The organism is Pseudomonas yangonensis, assembly GCF_009932725.1.
Classification (GTDB): domain Bacteria; phylum Pseudomonadota; class Gammaproteobacteria; order Pseudomonadales; family Pseudomonadaceae; genus Aquipseudomonas; species Aquipseudomonas yangonensis.
The window spans coordinates 390,246-410,416 of sequence record NZ_BLJU01000005.1 but is presented as its reverse complement, the minus strand read 5'-3'; the positions used below and the strand labels follow the sequence as shown (position 1 = coordinate 410,416).

Sequence of the window (20,171 nt, the reverse complement as noted above, 5' to 3'; positions counted from 1 at the left end):
TTTATATGACCGATCTGGAGTGAGAGTGATGAAAAGACTGAGTGTTGAGCGACAGAGCCTGAAAGCTGGCAGTGATGGGATGCGAAAGCATTTGTCTGTGATCGTGGCATATCAGGAGGTGCAGCATGGCTAAGGTAAGCCCAATGCAGCATCTCAAGAGGCTCACTGAGTCCTATCCTGGAATGTCCTCTTGGGTCAGCACCTGCCTTCAGGATAAAGGCAAGCCTGGCGAGCCCGATTGGCCCAACTGGTGCTTTATGCCCATGGCTGCCTGGGCTGCGTTGATTCAAGTGAGGTGTGCTGGCCTTGATCCTTGTCTGAAGGAGTTGGCGGTTTCTGCTGACTTGGCGCGGCTCTCGGCTATTGGAATGTGGAGATACTCGCAGGGCATCTATCGTTATGACGCCGACTTGCTCTCAGCGCTTGCGGATTCAAAGCTCTCCGGTGAGCTTCCGTCAAAGGTCTTTCGTAGGCTGCCTGAGTGGTGTGTCTACATTGAAACGCCAGGATTTACCTGGCTTGGTTCGGCGCTTCATGGGTTCTGGGCGCATTTGGAGTGGGACTACAATCTTCAGCGTGAAGAGCTCAGGCTGCTTCTGAATACTGACCGTGGTCTGGTAATGCAGCCACTGCATCTTGGCAATTGGTCTATTGAGGAGGCATTGCACAAGACATTGGAATATACGCTGGGCAATGCCCAGAAAAATTGGCTGACGCAATGGTTGGATATGGAAACTTTGGCTGGTTTTTCACCGCTCGCGGAGCTGAAGCCCTTAATTTCCATCTTGTTGTACCTGTGTTCTGACGAACCGGATTTCGACCCATCCAGAACACCGCAGCCCAGGCCAAGTAGGCCTGCTCTGAAAAAAGGGAAGCGAGGGCATTATCTGTTCACGCCTGATAAACCCAGCGTCTTCTCGGTCGGTGGGAGCGTTGGGCCCATGTTGCGAAATGCCATTGAATCTGAGGTAACTGGTCGAACAGTCAAAACCCACCTGAGGCGAGGCCATTGGCATGGGTACTGGAAAGGGCCGCGCTCGGGTGTGCGGAATTTCATTTATCACTGGATTGCGCCTCTGATTGTCGAAGGGCGAATGCAATCCGAGGTGATTGACGCCGTAACGAGTGAGCCAGGCTGATAGCTGCTGAGTAGGTTACGCGCTTCTAAACCCTGGCCATTTAGTGGCCGGGGTTTCGTATTTTTTGGGGGAGGTGACAACCGGGCATATTTGTCATTCGAGCTATGCCGCATCTGCTGCGAGCTGTGGCTGGTAGCGCGGTTTGCAATACTGCCGGCCCCCCCCCCTGATTGTGGGTTGGTTTCGTCCAAATACCGTATCAATCCCAGCTATCGCGATCTAGCAGAACACTACGGCGGTGGTGCCGGCGCGGGCCCGTAGCTACCTTGCCTATTGGCATATGCAAACAAATCTCCGAGGATGCGGAGATATCAATGCAACGGAGTGTGAGCAGTGTCCCGACGCCCAACCGACAAGCCGATTCACTATGTGCGAGCTATCTACAACCAGAATACGACGCCCAAATTCACCTTGGAGCAGCTCGTCAGAGCAGCAATGCGTAAGCTGGGAAGTATGGGACAGACAGAAGTAGCAATGGGCAATCTGGGCACGGCAGTCATTCGCCATCGCCGGGATACCGCCGATGAGCCCTTGCTACTTGATATCGGGGCTGGGGTTCCTGGCGAACAGATAACAACGGTTGGCCTGAAGGTCAAAGCAGCCGAAGACGTTGATCAGTCTACACAGCCGCCTACAAGCAGAGCATTCAAGCTTTCGGAGGCCTTTGTCCTGATCGACAAGAATGACCTGCTGATTATGACTGAAGGCAGCTTCCGTACGGCGGGGGTTGCTGTTTACCTCCGGCTGCTAATTTCCAAGGCCAACCTGAAAGCAGGTGATAGCGCCTTCGAGCTGCGCAAGGTAACGAATCAAGAAACAGCTGCTGTCCTTGAGGCCGAGGGCATCAAGGAGCTGCGCCTCAACACCAATATGTACCGGGCCACTCGGGAACTGAGCGGAGCTGATGATGCCGACAGCAAAGTCACATCTACCCTTAAGTCGTTCGTCGGCACGCTTAAGGATATGTTTGCAGAGGACATGTCCGAGGCCAAGCGTGCGCTCCTGGCAAAGCACTGGGACGAAATGCAGGTCAATACAGTGATTCGGGCTGACGGTGGCTCCAGGGCAGAGGAAATTGTTCTGGATGTAATGAACATCGTGGGCCAAGGCGTCATCGAAGAAGAAGACGACAGCGTCGAGGTCACTGTTATCACCAAGAAGAACACCGAGATCCGTCTCGGCCAGGTAACCCCGATCAAGAAGGTTCGGCTGTTTCGGCGAAGCAATGCAAACGATCTAGTGAATACAGATGTTTACACCGCCCTGAAGAACTACCGAACGGAACTGATTACGCAAAGGCATTGGCAAAAGTGACAGACAGCAAACAACGCATCAGCAAGCGCAAGTTGGTTTATGCCTTGGCGAGCGTTGTTGTGGCTGGCTATTTTGCCTGGCGCTTCCAACCTCGCTATCACGACAACGCCAATGCCCTCACAGTGCTGGTCACGGTGTTCTCCATTCTGGCAGGCTTCCTTGTGGCGGTTATGGCCATCGTAGGCAGTGAGCGAGCCCTGAGAGGCACTGGCTGGAAGCAGAACACGTACTACCTGACCCAGGTGAAAAAGGATCTGCGCCGGCATGCGATCCTGTTTTACCTCTACTTGGTGATTTTGGCGCTGGCATTCTTGGTCTCATTGGGGCTCAAGTGGCCTGCCCCTATTCAGGTGAGCCTTGAGTGCTTGCTGTTGTTCTTGGCCTGCTTGGCTATGCTGGCTTCCTTTTCGTTGCCGGGCCAGCTCACCCAGCGCCATATCACGGATCTAGAGAATGTCATCAAGGATCGACGAGAGCAGGAAATACGTAACAGAAAACCATAGGCATCTACCCGCCTAATCGATGGGTTAGTATTGCCACTCCTCCAAAAGGATTCGTCTCGATGGCCAGATTACTGCCACCGCCTGTCAACCAGGCCGACATTGTATTGAGCGGTGAAGGCGTGTGGTTACATCCTGAGATCGAGCTTGTAGAGGCTGTGGCAGATCGAGTGGAGCTGGGGGCTGGAGAGTATGAGCCAGGTTCGCAGTTACCGCCTGAGTGGAATGGCTGGCTGCTCTACAAGCTGCAAGAAACCTCTGAGCGACTCATGTCCTGGTGGGCCAGGGAGTACGTCGACGACCCCGACCTCGCGTTGAAGCCAAGGCAGTCAGCTCCCCGGATGGGCTAGTGCGCAGTCCCTGAAGAGTGGTGGTTCCGCAGAACTAAAGGTTCTTCACCACCTTTAACGGATGCAGCCCATGCAAGTGCTCATCCCACAAATAGCCTGCTAGCTTTGAGATGCTAGCCAACCACTCTCCGCGCTGGCCCTCAATTAGCAACACAACCCGCCTATTGCTGACAAAGTCCCCGTCCCAGCTCATTGAGTACGTGTCGATCTGAAGCTTTTGACCAGGATCGATCACTGCGTCAGCAGCAACACCATCGACAAACGCACTCCCTGCTGCTCGGTACTCATCAACGCCATCATCCGTGCTCGCATATGCGTACAGGGATCGCCGGATGTAAGTGAGTTGCTGATCAGTTCGATTCACTAGCCAAACAGGTTGCTTGTCAGAACACCGGACGAAGTACGGGATAGCCAGATAGATCCCAGGGGCGGCCTCTTGCTCATAAGCCTCAAGAGAGGCATGAGCGAGCACATCGGCAATCTGACCACGCCGCTGGGCGAGTAGGTTGAAGACGTCTTCATCCTCTGGAGGGCGAAGGCCGGTGAACGACTCTAGGGCATCGCACGCAGATGTTACTCGTGCATAGCGAGCCAACTCATGAGCGTGCCTTTCTGCCACCACAGGATGGCATTTTTCTCCCAAACGCTGAGCGCGACGCATGACTTCATCGCGAATGGGCTGAATCAACATCAGATCCTCACTGTAGAAGTTGAGGCGTCAAGTGAACGCCCTGGCTACGAAGCTTGAGAAACGCCTCAAGTGACTGCCGACCACCGTGCGGGTGAAAGCTGACAATCACATAAAAACTCCCGCTGAGCGTTCGCAGAACCCAGTGCGGCCCGTGCTGCTCCGCTTTAAGAATGTCTGACGTTCTCAACCTGTTGCCATCTTGAAACCGGCCAGATGGCTCGGCTTTGACATGCCGATGCATGACGCCGAAACCACAGCAGGAAACAATCACCGCGTCGGAAAGGTATGCCGTTACCGGCTCACCGAATGGGTAGTTGAGCGCTTCTGCCAGACGATCTGCTTCAGACTCAGAGTGTGTGCTCAGGATCACTTCCCCTCATGACTATAGCGTTAGCACCATGTTGGCATTGAGGCCTGCGTTTACGCCGAGGTAGCCCCTCGGATTGCACACGACTCATGTGCCCTCGCTGCCATAGTCGACCGCCGTGTGCGAATGACCATGCTCCCAAAAATATGATTATTCATAAGGTCTGCTCAGCGATTCGCGTAGGCCGCGTCCACATGACCTGCATGAGGGTTGTTCTGGAGCGAGCGCAGGGTATCCAGTACTTGCGGGCTGAAGAGACTGAATGAACTCGTTGTGCAGGTCGGACAGCAGGTTGGATGCGCATCGTCGTGTCCATCGTGTTGAAAGTGATTTACGACTCACTGAAATAATCATCGTGGGCAACCCGGCCAAATACCTTGTCGTCTGGCAGTTGCGCGTCATCAAATAAGGTGTTGATACAACGCTCGCCATCATGCTGCGAGCCGTATCCCCAAATAGCTTGCAAGGTGCCGTGCTGCTGGCCATAACCCGGTACACGGGTATTGCGGTCGCATACCGCGCAATGAATATCGCCATTGGTCTGAGTCGACTTATCCATCACGATCATTCCAGGTGTGACGAGTGGGGGGGGCGGGGTGTCCTGTCAACTAACCGCAGCAGTTATGCACATCCCGGCTGAGTGGCCCGGGATCAGAATCGGATGCGGCCAACGGTTTCTAAAGCCGCGCGTTTCCGCTGGCCTTCACCCAGTAGCAGGTACGTTGTATTCAGTGTCCTGAATAGGAAGCCATGATCAAAAGACGTCAAAAACGATGTACGCACGCAATCGCCGATATCCCAACGGCGTGCCGAGTCGTACACCACATGATGGGCATACAGCATCACCGGCAGCCGCTGCGTTTTTTTCAGCTCTTCACGCTGGGCGTCACTAACATCGAGATCGATCCACAGCCACTGACGTACCAGGCAAAACCCGGAGTAAGAAAGGAGCTCATGCGCGAAGGCTAAGGCCCGCTCGTCGGTCATCGCTGACGCAACCATGAGCTCGCCGGGGCCATGAAGAAGTTCGGTGATGGCTTGAAGATCGCTCACGATTAATGCCTCTAACTACGTTCCAGGGGCTATGAATTGACCAAGCATGTTCCCGCTCACGTGAGCAGGACATGCTCGACAGTGAGGATCTGGGGCTCAGTTAAGTGAATCGAAAGGGGTGACCCGGCGAGCGAGATCCAACCAATCGTTGCCCGTGTCACCGGCATCCACGCGAAAAAGTTTGTACTCGCCGTGATCGTCATGGAAGCCAACCGCGATATCTGTCAGGCCCTTGCACAGCACCATGAAGCTGGCTGTAGCTGCCGCTTCGGTGCTGTACTCCCAGCCCTCAAAGCAGCGCGCCATCAGGCCCATGCTGTCGACTTTTCGCTGCCGCTCTTTGCGTAGAAATGCAATGAACTCTTGCTGGCGGATGGCGGCTTCTTGAGGCAGGTCAGTCGGGTACCCGCTTTTAGACTCGATTCCGATGATTCCGGCCAGCGAGCCTGTCGAGAAAAAGCAAACGTCTTCGAAGATTCTTGATGGCTCACCGCAACGGTAGGCCTTGATTGTCGCTGTCCAGAGACTGCCGTTGGCCCAATTACCCACGCGGACTGCGTTTTTTGCTGCGAAAGCCATTGGCTCTCGAAGGTCTCCGTTGGGCATTAACTTATCTGGGATGTCGACCATGGAACCTCCTCCTGAGGCTTTTCGTAAGGTGGATCGGGCTTAAAGGAGCTTGAAGTCGCTGGGGCCGAGTGCCCCATGCCCTCTTAGGGGCAAGCGTGTAGTAGGTAAGCTAGCAAGGCTAAGACTATCTGTAAAGACGTTTCGATAGAAAAAATCAATATAGTATACAAAGTATACTAGCTGTGATCCATGTGACTTCTGCACTCCGATTGGCCAGAAACGCGCTTGCTGTTGGACGAAACTGCCCCGGTTTTTTGGTGAAAACCTTACCGTCCGTCGGTCGCTTTTTGGTTTTTCTTTGTCGGAGGGGTGAAAGGGCTGAAGCCTTAGTGCTGCAAGGGTTTCGTGTGTTTTTCGAGGGTTTTTACGTCCTTCTTTAGCTACCGTTCGTCGGCTTTTATGGGTAGGGGGGGTTAAAAAATTTTTTAAACGACGGATCTCTATATTTGAGAGCAAAGAAAAAGCGAGTCCCTGCCAGCCCCCTCCTTTGGCGAGCTTTGCCCAGGTACTACCAGGCGAGGATGCCCGTACCAGCATCGTAAACAGATAGCTGAGATGAGTTGCCGGAAGGCAGTGAGGGGGGAGCTCGTCTTCTTCGCAGCCGACAGGCTGCGGCTTACGCTTTGAAATCAAAAGCAGCGCGAGCGAGAATTTTTTTTGCCTTGAAGCTGGTAAGGGGTTGTGGCTCACAACCCCTTACCAGCTTCAATCCTGCCTGAGCGCTAGCCGGTTGCGCGGCTATTCTGCGGGGCATTAGCCACCCAGTGAGGCTAGTGTGCAGGGGCTCGGTTGAGGGCTGAACGAGGAGGGGAACGTGATCCAGCTCGATCTCAATACCAATGATGCAGAAGCACTCCTGCATCACGCGCGGACATTCAAGCCGAACAGCTCTGATCCGCGCGAAGACATGAGGCTACAAGATGCCCTGGATGACCTGATTGAAGCGATTGAGCGGCATTTTCAAGAGATCGCTCTACAGCGCGCAGACTGACCCCGGGCTCACTCATGCCATGCGGATATCGGAAATTGAGCTCCAGCTTTGTGCAGGGCAGGGTAGGGCAGGGCAGGGCAGGGCAGGGATCATTGCCCTGACTCTAGAACCGTTGGAATCTCCGGACAGGTGGTTCCCTTCACATCAGGTGCGGCAGTATCAAGCAATGGCAGCCCCGGCTAATGACTTTGTTCGGAGTCAATAACCGAGAAATTGGCATGCAATGACTTCATTTGGAGTCATTGCTATAACCCGTCATCGCTACCGTCCAAGCCTGAATGCGGCTGAGGCAAGAAGGTCAACCGCAACACCAATCGCAAACGTAGCATCACGCAGCAACGTGACTTGAGCAGGCGTTTGGCTATCCAGCGCACGCCGAGAAAGGCTCTCTGGATCATCGACGCGCCGAAAGTGGGAAAGCGGGTTTCGCAACCCCATAAGCTGCTTTAACTGCCCAGCCAGCGATGGTTCGATCACGCCCTGTTCCACGCAGCGACTTAGCGTGTCCTGGAAGCCTATTTTCTTCGGTAGCTCTGGGGCATTCAGACTCAATGTCAGATGGCTCGCAAGCATCTGCTCAGCAAGCCCCTGGCATAGCATCACAGTCGCGACATAGTTCCCGTTAACGAAGCTGGAACGCGCTTCAATCCACGCTGAATAGGCGACCTCGCCAGGGATCATCGTGCCTGTGCTGCCAAGATTTACGCAGAGGTCATTGAGTTGCTGAAAGCGCGCTACACGTCCCCGCAGGTCATCATGCAGTTCCCCGATTAACCACTGGGCAGCCTGTAAGTCGCTAAGTGGAGAAAACAGCTCCTCCTGCTTCGGGTCTGCCACGATCAGATATCCAGTTCTGGCAGGCTGTTGACGATCTTCTGGGTTTCCAGGCTCACGGTGACCACGCGCTGGAACAGCTCCAGCGGGTACTTGGGGTTACCCATGGTTTCTACGGCCCAGTCGTTGGCGTCGTTGACGATGCCGCTGGCTTTGTCGGTACGCACTGCCTGGCGCTCCATGACCCAATCGAGTGCCGCCTTGCCGTTGACCACATAGTCCCAGGCTGCATCAGGGATGCCTTTGAGAGTTATGCGGTGGTTGTAGATGACCGTGCTCTTGTCGCCCTTCTTGGCGAACTTCATCTTCTCTACGCGGTAGTCAGCATCGGTGAGGGTGCCCTTGGCCTCGATGGTCAGCGGGTAGGGCTCGACGGTTTCGTAGTTCAGGTGAAGGTCAGCCAGGGCGCGCCCCGCCTTGCTGAAGGCCCAGAAATCGGTGGCCTTTTTCACGGCCGGGATGCGCGGCAGTTCCTTGCTGAGGTTGTCGGCAAAGCGCTCGCGGTAATCCGGGGAATGGAGGATGCCGTAGACGTAGTAGAACAGATCTTCCTTGCTGATTTGCTCGCCAGGGTAAGCGCTCTGGAAGTGGGCCAGGCCAGCGTCGGTGATAGCGTCGCGTCGTCGCAGACCACCTTCAGCGGGCCCAGCAAAGAGGTCGTTATCTGAGGCTTGAGCGACTTCGTCGTAGAGGTAGAGGGGGAACCATTGCACAACATCTTCGCCAACAAACTTGCTTGGCAGCATATCGGCAATGAGCACAGAGAATAGACCGTTTACTGATGTTGTATTTATTACCAAGTTTTCCACTTCTGCATACGGAAATATCCTCGGTATCTGGTAGACCATTTCGTTGAAACGGCGGTTGAAGTACAGCCATTGCTTGGTGAATGGGCGATACAGGCCGGGCACCAGGCAGTCGGCCTCGAAGGCATAACTGCGATCTTTGCCCAAATCCTGCTTCAGTGCGCGCGTCCAGCTGATGCGGGACGGATCGGTATCAATAAAACCATCAACCTTGGTCTGCCGTGCCTTGCTATCCAGCCCCGGATGCGCCGCATTGAAACGCTCTACTTCGGCGTTGTAGAAGCCAATCATGCGGGACATGTTGCTCACCAGCTTGGACTGGCTGGAGTTGTAGGCCCAAGAGTCGCGCCCGGTCACAATAGCCAGTGAGAAGCTGTCGAACAGCTTGGGGGCATCGCCCTTCTTGTCGCCCAAGACGATGAAATGGTTGAAGCTGTCGTCGCGCTGTTTTAACCAATCTCCATGTTCATCCGGGGTAATGCTTTGCCAGTTTTCGATGCCAGCCACGCTGGCGAACTGTTCGATTTTTTCCAGCTTTTCTTCGCGGCTAAGGTAGTCGCCAATGTCATGGAAATAAATCTTCCCGTGCGCCTGAGCGTCGGGGTTTTTCACCAACAGCGAGATGGCAATCGGGGCGCGGCTGCCGCTGCCAAAAATCTTGCCGCCTTCTTTGCGCGATGCTTCGCCACTGGTTCGTTGGTTGCCGCGTAGGTGGAACACATAGAGGCTGGAGAACTCATCGGCCAGACACTTGCGCAGGCCATCCGCTTGATTGGCTTCAAGAAACCCCGCATTGGTGACAAAGCCGATAATGCCGGCATCGCCAATGCGATCACTGGCCCAGCGAATGGCACGGATGTAGCTGTCATAGATCTGCCTAACTGAAGTCATTACTGATCCAGCAGCATAGGTATCCCGAATACGCGCATCCAATGATGGGTAGGCCACATTGGCATTGTTGTCGTTGGCGCTGGCTTGCCCTGCCGAGTACGGCGGATTCCCCACAATCACCCGAATATCCAACTCCTTCTGACGCTTGCGCCGGGCACTGTTGTCTTCCAGCAGAGCGTCTACCAAATCGTCCTTCTCATACATCTGGAAGGTATCGGTCAGGCAGATTCCTTCGAACGGGGTGTACTCGTCGATCACTTCGCCATGGTAGGCAGCTTCGATATTGATGGCAGCGATGTAGTAGGCCAGCAGTACCAGCTCGTTGGCGTGGATCTCGTGCTTGTACTTGTGCGGAAGCTCTTCTGGCTTAATCAGGCCGGACTGGATCAGGCGGGTGATGAAGGTGCCTGTGCCGGTGAAGGGGTCGATGATGTGGACGCCCTTGCTGCCCAGGGTCTGGCCGAACTCCTGTTGCAGTAGGTGGTTGACGCTATGGAGGATGAAGTCGACCACTTCGACCGGGGTGTAAACGATGCCCAAGCGCTCGGTCATCTTGGGGAAGGCGTTGCGGAAGAACTTGTCGTACAGCTCGACGATGATCTTCTGCTTGCCTTGAGCGTTATTGATGCCAGCAGCGCGTTGACGCACGCTGGTGTAGAACTTCTCCAGGGTGTCGGCTTCCTTGGCCAAGTGGTGCTCATGCAGCGCGTCCAGCACGCCTTGCATGGCCTTGGACATGGGGTTGTGGCTGGCAAAGCTGTACTCGTCGAACAGCGCATCGAACACCGGCTTGGTTACCAGGTGCTGGGCGAGCATTTCGACAATCTCGCCATCGCTGATGCTGTCGTTGAGATCGTCGCGCAGTTCGGCGGCGAAAGCGTTGAAGGCGGCCCGCTCCTGGGTGTTAGCCGGGTTCTCTAGAATGCCCTGGATACGGTCGATATGGGTGCGAGCGATCTTGGCAATGTCGTTGGCCCAGTCTTCCCAATGATGGCGGTTGCCGCACTTCTCGACGATCTTGGCGTAGATGGCCTTCTCGATTTCGCCGACCTCGTAGGTCAGCTCGGCCTGCTGAGTCATCTGGCCGGGAGCATCATGGTTCTTGCTACCGATCCCGTACTGGCCTTTACCGGCTTTGCCGTTGCTGGTGCCGGTGGCTTTCTTGGCCTTCTTCTCGGCCTTGTCGGTGATGGCGATGACTTCCATCTTGCGTGGGTCGGAGCCGATCAGATCGAGCTTGTTGACCATGGCGTCGAAGCTGTCGTCGTGCGAGCGCAGCGCCTGGAGCACTTGCCAGACGACCTTGTAGGTCTGGTTATCGTTGAGTGCTTCGTGCGGCTCCATGCCGGCTGGGATGACCACCGGCAGCACGACATAGCCGCGCTTCTTGCCCGGTGCGTTGCGCATCACCCGGCCCACCGATTGCACCACGTCCACTTGGGAGTTGCGTGGGGTGAGGAAGAGCACGGCGTCCAGCGCCGGCACATCCACGCCTTCAGACAAGCAGCGTACGTTGCTGAGAATGCGACAGGTGTTGGCCGGAGGTTCCTCCTTCAGCCAATTGAGCTTGGCTTCCTTGGCGCTGGCGTTCATGCCTCCATCCACGTGCTCGGCCTCGCAAATCAGGCGCGAGGCTTCGTCGATGTTTTCGGACTCCTGATAGGCCTCGACCACCGCCTGGAACATGCTGGCGATGTTGATCGAGCTGACCTTGTGCTTGGTGCCCTTGTAGTTGGGTGAAATGACCTGGCAGAAGGCCACGGCACGTTTCATCGGCTCGTCATCACCTACTAGCTGCTCATGCAGGCCCTGCTTGGCCAATGCCTTCCAGCAGCCGACGATCTTCGCGGCGTCGTCAACCTTGAGCTGGTTGTCTTCGTCCTTCAGCAGCTCCTGAAGGCGGCGGTTAATCACACTCTCTTCAACTGTGAGTACCAGCACCTTGTAATCGGTGAGCAAGCCACGCTGAACGGCCTCGGAAAAGTTGATGACGAACAGCTCTTTGCCGTACAGCGCCTCATCATCCATCGAGCACAGGGTGACTTCGCCGGACTCAGCCTTGATCTTTGCGCTGTCACCGTAGATGCGAGGCGTAGCGGTCATGTACAGGCGTTTGGCCGCGCGGATGTAGTCGCCATCATGAACGCGCACGAAGTTGCTTTCGTCATCGTCGCCAAAGGTGGCGCCGGTAGTGCGGTGCGCTTCATCGCAGATCACCAGATCAAAAGCGGGCAGGCCATGATCTGCCTGGGCGCGGCTAATCACGTCGATGGAGTGATAGGTGGAGAACACCACGCTCATGTGCTCGGCATCGTGGCGCTTGAGCATTTCCGCCGCGAGGCGATCCGCCTTTGTGGTGGCCGGATAACGCAGCTCGTGAGTGAACACCTGAACCGCGTCATCCTCTGCCTTGCGCTTCTTGCCTACGTCGCTGTCGGAGCAGACGGCAAAGCTATGGAGCGGGGTGGCGCTTTCCTGCGTCCACTCGGTGAGGGTCTGTGACAGCAGCGACAAGCTGGGCACCAGGAACAGTACACGCTTGCCCTTGCCAGCTTGCTGCTCGGCGATCTTCAAGCTGGTGAAGGTCTTGCCGGTACCGCAAGCCATGATCAGCTTGCCGCGCTCGGCATCCTTCAAGCCAGCAGCTACGGCGTTCAGTGCCGTCTGCTGGTGATCGCGCAGCTGCTTGCGCGCCTTGAAAGCAACAGCCTGATTGGGCTGGTACTTGGCCCAGTCGATTTGGCTGTCTTCCAGGGCTTGCAGGTCGATCTTGCTGACCGGAGGCTGCTGGCCCTGCAAAGCGTCCTCTGCGTGCTCGCTCCAGTTGTTGGTAGTGGTCACGATGATGCGGTGCGAAAACGGCGCCTTCCCCGAGGCTGTGAAGAAGCTGTCGATGTCCTTCTTCTGGAGCTTGTAGTCCTCGGCGTACAGCTTGCACTGGATGGCATGGTATTCGCCGGTGCCCTGGGTGCGTGCTACCAGGTCGATACCCGCGTCCTTACCGCTGAGGCCCTGCTCCTTGGCCCAGTCAGCGTACATCCACACCTTGTCGTACAGATCACGGTAGGTGGCTTCGTTGCGCAGGTACGCGCAGATCAGCTCCTCGAAGTAAGTGCCTTTTTCGCGTTCAGTAACTGAGGCGGAACGAAAGTTATCGAGCAGAGCGGAGAGGGCGGACATTGCGAATTCCTTTTGATTACAGCTAGCGCAGATCTCAGGCGCTAAATCTTTCCATCTTATCAACAGGCGTCATTGTGAGCAGCCAAAAGAAATTCCTGGATGATCGTGTGAGCATATGGGGTTCTATTCTCAAGAATAGGCGACCTCGCCACGTCCCAGGTGGATGTCTTCACTCGCCGTTCAGCATTGTCAGCAGAGGCCAGCGATCATGTATCCATGCATGCTCCGCTGGAGGTGTCGTTGTCACCACATAGACTCTCTGCTGTTCTCCTTCACCGATCACCAGACACTCCAGTCCGAAGCCTTCCGGTACATCGAACCAGTGTGATATCCGATTCTTCTCACCTGGTTGACCTTCCTTCTCCATGAAGCGTTGAACGATGCCGAAGCCACGGCGAGGCCGGTACTTATCCCAGCCACCTGACTGCACCGTGCTGAGCTTCGCCCAGCCACCTGGTGGGCCGTAGCCAGGTTGCTCGCTGCGTCTACCCCAAGTGATCCAGTCCAACTGGCCGCTGCCCTCAATCAGCACAGGGATAGCTGCCTTTGGGTTCGGGAAGTAGATCTTCCAGACCTTGTCGGCCTCACGGGCCTCTAGACCTCCGCACATACCTGGCTCCTCTCGCTGCGCAGTTGCACATTCGACATCCGTCACCTTGTTCTAGACTGCCGAAGCAGGAAGCACATCGCCTCATTAGCAAAGGACTTGCCCCATGGGATATCTGACTGTGACTCGCCGTGAAGGCGAGATGATCCGCCTGACCATCGACCCTGGCGTCGATACCGAAAAGCTACTCAAAGAGTTGCTGCGCGATGGAATTACCGTACATGTCGGTGCTTTCCAAGGCCAAAGCCAGGTACGCATCAGCATCGAGGCGCCCAAGCAGGTGCTCATCCTCCGGGATGAGCTAATCGACGCCTGATCGCTGGGCACGCCCTCTTGTCGGAGTTGCCTTGGTCTTCGGTTGACCGATTCATCTTCTTTTTTATGCTGTACATATATACAGTTTTTGCGGAAGTGCTCAGATGTCTCTTTCCATCCTTGCCCGGGGCGAACGTCTGCGAGAGCGCCTGCTCGCCGATGTGGCTGATCTTCGTATCACCGGCTTCCAGTCGCCTGCTGAAGACGAGAAGGAGGAAGGGCTTTCTCTAGATCGCCTCACAGGACTGGGAGCTCCGCATGTCTGGGGCGTGCGCGTACTTGATGACACGCTGCTGGGCTTCGGGATCTTCCCCGGTGATCGACTGATTGTGAACAGAGCAGCAAGCCATCTGGACGACAAGTTGGTGGTAGTCGACCTAGGTGGAGAGGGCTACCGGGTGCGACTAGTTCAACGCGACTTGTTCGGAGGTCGCTGGCTTAAGGCCGCAGATCCCACTGTTCCCGATGTCCAGCTCGATGGTGAAGAGATCATCGAGGTCTGGGGTGTGGTGTCCTGGGTGGTCAGCTGTGTGGCGTCATGATCATTCCGCGCCAAGTATTTGCACTGATCGACTGCAACTCGTTTTATTGCAGCTGCGAGCGCATCTGCCAACCCGAGCTCAAGCGCCGACCTGTGGTGGTGCTCTCCAACAACGATGGCTGCGTAATCGCTCGCTCAGCTGAGGCCAAGGCGCTGGGCATCGGCATGGGCGCTGCATACTTCAAGGTGCGCGATGAAATGCGCCGCCAAGGTGTGGTCGCGCTATCCAGCAACTACACGCTGTACGCCGACATCAGCAACCGGGTGATGCGCGTGATGGCCGACATGCTGCCAGGCATCGAGGTGTATTCCATTGATGAGGCATGGGGCGACATGACCGGTGTGGCTGATCCCGAGGCGTTGGGCCGCAGCATCCGCGAGCGCCTGGCTCGTGAGATTGGTATGCCGGTTGGCGTGGGCATCAGTACGACCAAAACCCTGGCTAAGTTGGCGAACTGGGCGGCGAAGAAGTGGAAAGGCACTGGTGGTGTGCTCGATCTGACTGACCCTGTCCGCCAGGAGAAGCTTCTTCGCTTGGCTCCCGTGTCTGAGGTCTGGGGTGTAGGTCATCGCTCGGCGGCCAAGCTGGTGGCCCTGAATATCACCACGGCATGGGATTTAGCCCAGTTCGATATTGGCACTCTGCGCAAGACGTTCGGTGTGACCATGGAGCGCACGGCGCGTGAGTTGCGGGGTGTGAGCTGCATCGGACTCAACGGAGGCCCACCGCCAAAGGAGGCAATTGGCAGCAGCAAAATGTTTGGTGTGCGCTTGACGGAGTTGCCCCCGATTCGCGAGGCCCTGGCCGCCTACGTAACCCGTGCCGCCGAGAAACTACGGGCTCAGAGCTCGCTGTGCAGCACAATCCAGGTGGGTCTCCAGACTCAATTGGCAGATACCGATGGGCCGCGTTACGCCAACGCAATCACCCTAGCTCTGCCTGCTGCAACTGATGATACTCGCGAGATTCTTGCGCTCGCCCAGCGGGGCTTAAGTCAAATCTACCGGCCAGGGTATCCCTTCTCAAAATGCAGCATCCTGCTGATGGATCTGAGCCAGCGAGGAGAGCTGACGCCCGATCTATTTGCGCCTAAACCAAGGCGTGGCGCCGACCGGCTCATGGCTGTTGTTGACCAGATTAATCAGCGTGAAGGCCGTGGCACTTTGCGCATTGGCCGTGTGCCTGCGAAACCTGCTTGGGCGATGCGTCGGGATATGCTGAGCCAGAGATACACGACGCGCTGGGATGAGGTGATCGGGGTGCGTGGGTAGGCAGTGGTCGCTGCACTTAGCCATCGTGGCTACCGGCCACCGGAGAGTTCCCCGCAAGCTTGGTTTTAGTCAGGGAGCGGTGGCCATGAGCGCCGGTTGCAAGCTGCCGTAGGTTATCGTTTGTGGCCTCGCAGACCGGCGATCACAACGCAGTTCATGCGTTCGCCATTTTCTTTTCGCGCCATAGCTTTAAAGCCTGTCAGTTTTTCGCCAGGGGCTTCCAGCTCAAGGTTGTCCGGGGTATCGAAAAGGCCATCATAGTCAGCGGCATTCAGAACCTTGGCTACTGTCTTTGTGGACAGCGAGTGAACTGGGTCGTAACCGTTTTCGTAGCCCTCCACGAGAACTTCCGTATCGGCAGGGTAATCGCTGAGTAGCTGAATCAGTTGAGCGACATTCATCGGTTCACTCCAGGTTTACGGTGCCAGGGCTGTGGATATGGTGCTCCACGATTGCTGCTAGCTGCCGAGCGTCCAAAAGTGCATGGTGCGGGGCATCGCTGAGATCTCCAATATCGCCTTGAATTTCGGCGGGGATGCTACCCGCCTCAATACCTTCAGGGAGGCCTTTTGACCCCGCCAACCCAAGGAGCAGTGGCCAATCCCAGTTCATGGCGTCGCTGATGATTTCAGCGTGACCAATCAAGCTGAGAAATGAGAGTAACTCCCTCCTGGCCTGCTCTGTAGTCCTACCGTAGCGGGGCAAGTCGAGCTGGGGCAGAACGATGGATCGAGTGAAGTCGGAGCATTCGTCTTCCGTCCAGTTGTCCACCAACTCTACATAGAACTCCTGACCGTCCTCCGAAACCAAAGCAAGGCTGATCAGTTGGTAGGTAAGGGGGTTGAGTTGTGTAAATTCCGTATCCAAGTACAGGCGCATCAGGCGTGCTCCGGCGAAGGTGATACCGCTAGATGTGATCTTGGAGTGGCGCTGTGGCGATGCTTTACGACACGCGAATCTTCGACTGATGCATCAGCTAGCGGCCAAGACGATTTGGAGCTCTGAATAGTTTTTCCTGTCTGCCTGACAATGCCCAAGCGTTCCCTTAGACGCTCAATCAGGAAGTTTAGCTTTGTCCGTGACCCCGGCTGAGGCGGGGGGATGCTAATTGGATTTGCTAACGGATCTGGGGCGGCAGGCTGGGGTGTTTCGGTTTTATCAGAGTATGAAAAATGAGCTCCGGCCTTCTCCAGTAATTCTTTTACTGCTGGTTGCTGGGTGCGGATGGCTGTCTCATCTAATCCAACGGGTAGCTTGAGCACTCGCTTCTTAGTTTCTGGATCAGCGTCAAGTGCCGTCATTTTTGACTTGAACGCACTCGTTCTGTTCGCGAATGCGGATTCGCACACGGGGGACAGGTAAAACGGGCAGGCCTCTTTGGCGCGCGTGAACGCGACGTATGCAGAGCGGCGATCCGTTGTTTCGCTCACCAAGTAAAACGCATGTTCGACAGTGAGCCCTTGGGATTTGTGCACGGTCATGGCGTAAGCGTGATCCAGCTTATCGTAGTCGCCAAGCCGCCAGCATATTTCCGCGCCGGAGCGATCCAGGCGAGCATGCAGGAGCGTTTCTACCTGGGATTCATCAGTGCTCGACGTGCGAAATTCGATCCGAGTGACGCTTGCACGGTCTCCATTGAAGACTGGGGTGCCATCAAGCTTTGCGTTTTTGCGCAGCATGATGCGGTCGCCCGGACAAAGCGCAAGCTGTCGGGTATACCCTTTGTCACTGCTCACCTGGATAACCTTTTCGGCTGAACTGTCCAGCTCAGCGTTTGCCATACGTATTTCTCGTACGCGTTGGTTGAGCATGGTCACGTCACGGTTGCGATCAGCGAGCAGGAGGATTTCGTTCCAGGCTGCGCCTTCCTTGTGCACCTGAGCAGCATCGATGAGCATTTGTTCAATCGGGGATGGTTGGTCAGGGCTGGCGACGCGGAGTAACCCGCGCTGCTGCATCATTGCCGGCGCATCTTGAGTATCTGAGAACCAAGCCTGACTGATTGCCCTGTCCGCGCTGTCGCGCTGGCGAGCTATCTGCTCAAGTCGTGCAGAGCCCAAATGCTGGGTGAGCATGTGCAGCGTTGAGGCAGAGCCAACCGCTTCCAGCTGTTTAGAGTCCCCTACCAGCACGATCTTTGCCCCTGCTGCATCCACATGACTCATGAGCTTGTGCAGCGTACGGGTATCGACCATGCCGGCTTCATCCAGGACGAGCACGTCACGGTCGGTCAGATGGAATGGTTTCCGGGCGTTATCGTTCTCAAGTTGCATGAGCAGCGCATGAATAGTCTGCGAGTCAATGCCGGAGCTTTTTTGAAGTTCTGCCGCCGCGGCACCTGATGGTGCAAGACCCAGTACACGATGCCCAGCTGAGCTGTAGGCGATATTGAGCGCAGCGAGTGACGCAGACTTTCCGGTACCCGCAGCGCCCTGAATTATTGAGATCTGCTTGCCATCTGTGGCGTGTAGCATGGCCTGAACCTGCTCATCGCGTAGGGGAAAACCTTTCTCCTGTTCGCATTGTCGCAATGCCTGTTGGATTTGCAGGTCGGACAGGGCGAAGTGCTGACTATGTCTTGACGCTTTGCGAGCAAAGCGCAGCAGATCGACTTCGAGCTGCCTGAAGGTTTCGGTCGTAAATAATGGTTCTGCTCCAGGACTGGCTGGCAGCCGCACAACTCCCAGCTGCTGCGCGACGGCAGACTCAATTTCGGGGAGTGATCCGATTCCGCCGTGGAGGATGCTGAGCATCGCGACAGCACGGTCAAGATCATGCTTTTTGAAGACGCTGCTGTTCTTGAAGACCATGGCCTCGACGGCTAGCAAAGTGGCTGGCGTGAGATCTCCCTGGGTGGGGGAAATATCTGAAAGGCAGGATTTCCATTCCTGACGCAGTACCGTTCCTTCCACCCCTGCCTTGGCTTGGCGTGTTCTTTTGGCGACAGCTCGCGCTGCGTCCGCACCTGAAGCTCCCATGGCTTGCAGGCCATCCTGAATTTCCTGGCGGCGTGTCGAAAAGCGCATGACAGTATTGCGATCAATGCCAGCGACAACCAACCCACTACGTTCAGGAGCGCACTCAAGATGATCGGCTACTTCTGGAAGATCGCGTTGCAGGATGCTGGCGAGGCTGGCATCAAACAGAGCTCCAATCTCAACCTGGCGTCGGTATAGCTCACGGGCATCAAGTGTTCTCCACTGGCCGTCGATGCCTAGAATCAAATTGGGGATTTCGGCGTGGACGTGAAGATGCGGTTCTTGGTTGCGATTTGTGAAGTGGAGGTATGTCGCAGCAACGACCTCACCAGGATGCGTCTCGCTTCCTTGCGCACCTGTTCGGTATGCAAAGTGGCCACCTTCTTCGAGGTGCTGGATGGTGCGGCTGGCGGCCTCCATCATCGCTTGCTCAAATTTGATCTGCTGATCACGGGGGAGGGTGGCGTAGAGCAATGAGAGCGATTTTTCGACGTTGAATGATGTGGAAAATCCGGCCAGGGCGTGATTGTCAGTTTGTAGTTGAGTTTGTCTTGTCTTGCTACAGAACGCCTGATCAGTTCTAGGATTTATACCGGACATCAATGCTTGGTAGTCCCCAGGTCTGGGCATTATCCCAAGATTAAGTTTACGTGCCCCGCTTCCAACTAGAGCAGCCAGCAGTGTGTCGCTGTTGGCTTTAAAGTAATAGTCCTCTGACCCTGATCGAGAATATGTTAGTTCAAGGCCGATTTCATTGTATTCGGCTCGTGATGCAATATCTTTTGAGCAAAATTTATCAATCGTAAAAATACTCATATCGTTTCCCCAGTCTCAAGAAGGGACATGACGCCTGTTTTGGCTCCCTCGGCTGCCGCATCTATTACCCTGTTGCTTAGTAGCGAAATCGAATGAGCGATTTCGTCTCGAATAAGTTGAGATGTGGGGCTGTCTAGTCTGATTGTATTAGTGCTTTTTAATGATAGTTGGCGGGTGATCAAGGCCACCAAGTCGTCTATATCAATGGCGTTTAGAATTGTCTCAAGAATACGGCTTTGAGCTACATCCAAGGATTTGGCGAGATTATCTATCGCTACCTGGGTTGAGTGGTTGTTAATGCTTTGGCTGTAAATCTTTCTCATGGCATGCCTCGTTAAATATGCTTACTACGCATTTAGTAAATGCATATGAGCATGCATTGGTGCAACTGCATGTTTGTGGGCTGGGGTTTTACGCTGATGCAACCTTCGAAGAAGGTGCAGCAGTGTTAAAAGTTTTTCTTTCTTGTTTTCGTGCTTTTGATTGCTTTCGTTTGTGGTCTCGTGTGCTCACGTGTTGCCTTGAGTTTTCACGTGCAATGGCATGTTTTCAAAAATACTTGTTTATATAACCAGTATTCCAAGTCTGTAAACTTCTATTGTTATTTAAGTGTGCGCATAATGATTAAAAAGAGGGGGCGGTATGTCGAAGGGGAAGGCAAGAATTGCTCTACATTCCAGGCGTGATTTTTTGAGCGAATCGTTAATGGCGTATAAAACGTTGCAGGAGATTAGAGATTGTCTGGCAAATGATGGGGTCACTATTTCTCTATCGAGTCTATATCGATTTTTGGTTAATGACATGAAAGAGGAATATGAAATCTATTTGAGGATCGCGGGGCGAGGGTTGATCAGGAATAGGAGTGGTCTCGATGCTACTGTGCAGCGAGAGCTAAG

The 20,171-nt window shown here is 55.2% G+C and carries 19 protein-coding genes; 8 read left to right on the top strand and 11 right to left on the bottom strand.

What is annotated here, in order from left to right; genetic code table 11:
* Positions 1 to 125 precede the first annotated feature (125 nt).
* The 4 genes from GYB81_RS10525 to GYB81_RS10510 all read left to right on the top strand — a co-directional run bounded on the left by GYB81_RS10525 (position 126) and on the right by GYB81_RS10510 (position 3,303).
* The gene (locus GYB81_RS10525; RefSeq protein ID WP_161866918.1) at positions 126 to 1,139 is read left to right on the top strand and encodes an AcrVA2 family anti-CRISPR protein; all 1,014 of its coding nucleotides are present in this window, start codon (positions 126 to 128) and stop codon (positions 1,137 to 1,139) included.
* Positions 1,140 to 1,472: 333 nt separating this feature from the next.
* Positions 1,473 to 2,453, top strand: coding sequence for a hypothetical protein (locus tag GYB81_RS10520; protein ID WP_161866917.1), 981 nt, complete (start codon positions 1,473 to 1,475; stop codon positions 2,451 to 2,453).
* Positions 2,450 to 2,956, top strand: a complete 507-nt coding sequence (locus GYB81_RS10515; RefSeq protein ID WP_161866916.1) for a hypothetical protein — start codon at positions 2,450 to 2,452, stop codon at positions 2,954 to 2,956. The genes GYB81_RS10520 and GYB81_RS10515 overlap by 4 nt, the downstream gene beginning before the upstream one ends.
* A 59-nt stretch (positions 2,957 to 3,015) precedes the next feature.
* The gene (locus GYB81_RS10510; RefSeq protein WP_161866915.1) at positions 3,016 to 3,303 is read left to right on the top strand and encodes a hypothetical protein; all 288 of its coding nucleotides are present in this window, start codon (positions 3,016 to 3,018) and stop codon (positions 3,301 to 3,303) included.
* 34 nt (positions 3,304 to 3,337) lie between these two features.
* On the opposite strand, the gene GYB81_RS10505 is transcribed toward GYB81_RS10510, so the two are convergent.
* The 4 genes from GYB81_RS10505 to GYB81_RS10490 form a co-directional block, all read right to left on the bottom strand.
* Entirely contained in the window at positions 3,338 to 3,994 is a 657-nt protein-coding gene (locus tag GYB81_RS10505; RefSeq protein WP_161866914.1) for a hypothetical protein, read from the bottom strand.
* A gap of 698 nt (positions 3,995 to 4,692) precedes the next feature.
* The gene (locus tag GYB81_RS10500) at positions 4,693 to 4,920 is read right to left on the bottom strand and encodes a hypothetical protein (protein ID WP_161897817.1); all 228 of its coding nucleotides are present in this window, start codon (positions 4,918 to 4,920) and stop codon (positions 4,693 to 4,695) included.
* A gap of 92 nt (positions 4,921 to 5,012) precedes the next feature.
* Entirely contained in the window at positions 5,013 to 5,414 is a 402-nt protein-coding gene (locus GYB81_RS10495; RefSeq protein WP_161866912.1) for a DUF6957 family protein, read from the bottom strand.
* Positions 5,415 to 5,510: 96 nt separating this feature from the next.
* On the bottom strand, positions 5,511 to 6,044 hold the full coding sequence (locus GYB81_RS10490) for a hypothetical protein (protein ID WP_161866911.1): 534 nt from the start codon (positions 6,042 to 6,044) through the stop codon (positions 5,511 to 5,513).
* A gap of 814 nt (positions 6,045 to 6,858) precedes the next feature.
* On the opposite strand from GYB81_RS10490, the gene GYB81_RS24465 reads away from it, so the two are divergent.
* Positions 6,859 to 7,035: a hypothetical protein gene (locus tag GYB81_RS24465; RefSeq protein ID WP_178101810.1), complete on the top strand. Its 177-nt coding sequence runs from the start codon at positions 6,859 to 6,861 to the stop codon at positions 7,033 to 7,035.
* A 261-nt stretch (positions 7,036 to 7,296) separates the two neighbouring features.
* On the opposite strand, the gene GYB81_RS10485 is transcribed toward GYB81_RS24465, so the two are convergent.
* The 3 genes from GYB81_RS10485 to GYB81_RS24570 all read right to left on the bottom strand — a co-directional run bounded on the left by GYB81_RS10485 (position 7,297) and on the right by GYB81_RS24570 (position 13,356).
* Positions 7,297 to 7,872, bottom strand: a complete 576-nt coding sequence (locus GYB81_RS10485; protein ID WP_161865502.1) for a hypothetical protein — start codon at positions 7,870 to 7,872, stop codon at positions 7,297 to 7,299.
* 2 nt (positions 7,873 to 7,874) lie between these two features.
* On the bottom strand, positions 7,875 to 12,746 hold the full coding sequence (locus GYB81_RS10480; RefSeq protein WP_161865503.1) for a DEAD/DEAH box helicase: 4,872 nt from the start codon (positions 12,744 to 12,746) through the stop codon (positions 7,875 to 7,877).
* A gap of 169 nt (positions 12,747 to 12,915) precedes the next feature.
* Positions 12,916 to 13,356, bottom strand: coding sequence for a hypothetical protein (locus GYB81_RS24570; protein ID WP_218565894.1), 441 nt, complete (start codon positions 13,354 to 13,356; stop codon positions 12,916 to 12,918).
* A gap of 103 nt (positions 13,357 to 13,459) precedes the next feature.
* On the opposite strand from GYB81_RS24570, the gene GYB81_RS10465 reads away from it, so the two are divergent.
* The 3 genes from GYB81_RS10465 (at position 13,460) to umuC (ending at position 15,481) form a co-directional block, all read left to right on the top strand.
* Entirely contained in the window at positions 13,460 to 13,669 is a 210-nt protein-coding gene (locus GYB81_RS10465) for a carbon storage regulator (protein ID WP_125836771.1), read from the top strand.
* Between the two features lie 103 nt (positions 13,670 to 13,772).
* Positions 13,773 to 14,210: a LexA family protein gene (locus tag GYB81_RS10460; protein ID WP_161865504.1), complete on the top strand. Its 438-nt coding sequence runs from the start codon at positions 13,773 to 13,775 to the stop codon at positions 14,208 to 14,210.
* On the top strand, positions 14,207 to 15,481 hold the full coding sequence (gene umuC, locus GYB81_RS10455; RefSeq protein ID WP_125836769.1) for a translesion error-prone DNA polymerase V subunit UmuC: 1,275 nt from the start codon (positions 14,207 to 14,209) through the stop codon (positions 15,479 to 15,481). The genes GYB81_RS10460 and umuC overlap by 4 nt, the downstream gene beginning before the upstream one ends.
* 113 nt (positions 15,482 to 15,594) lie before the next feature.
* Here the strand turns inward: umuC and GYB81_RS10450 are convergent, their stop codons facing one another.
* From GYB81_RS10450 to GYB81_RS10435, 4 genes are read right to left on the bottom strand one after another with little or no spacing between them, the layout of a single operon-like run.
* The gene (locus GYB81_RS10450; RefSeq protein ID WP_161865505.1) at positions 15,595 to 15,882 is read right to left on the bottom strand and encodes a hypothetical protein; all 288 of its coding nucleotides are present in this window, start codon (positions 15,880 to 15,882) and stop codon (positions 15,595 to 15,597) included.
* A gap of 4 nt (positions 15,883 to 15,886) precedes the next feature.
* Complete coding sequence (locus GYB81_RS10445; RefSeq protein WP_161865506.1) at positions 15,887 to 16,360, bottom strand: 3'-5' exonuclease family protein; 474 nt, start codon at positions 16,358 to 16,360, stop codon at positions 15,887 to 15,889.
* Positions 16,360 to 19,275, bottom strand: a complete 2,916-nt coding sequence (gene mobF / locus GYB81_RS10440) for a MobF family relaxase (RefSeq protein ID WP_161865507.1) — start codon at positions 19,273 to 19,275, stop codon at positions 16,360 to 16,362. Before mobF ends, GYB81_RS10445 begins: the two co-directional genes overlap by 1 nt.
* Positions 19,272 to 19,598 (bottom strand): hypothetical protein, encoded by a 327-nt coding sequence (locus tag GYB81_RS10435; RefSeq protein WP_161865508.1) that lies wholly within the window; start codon positions 19,596 to 19,598, stop codon positions 19,272 to 19,274. The genes mobF and GYB81_RS10435 overlap by 4 nt, the downstream gene beginning before the upstream one ends.
* Positions 19,599 to 20,171: the final 573 nt, after the last annotated feature.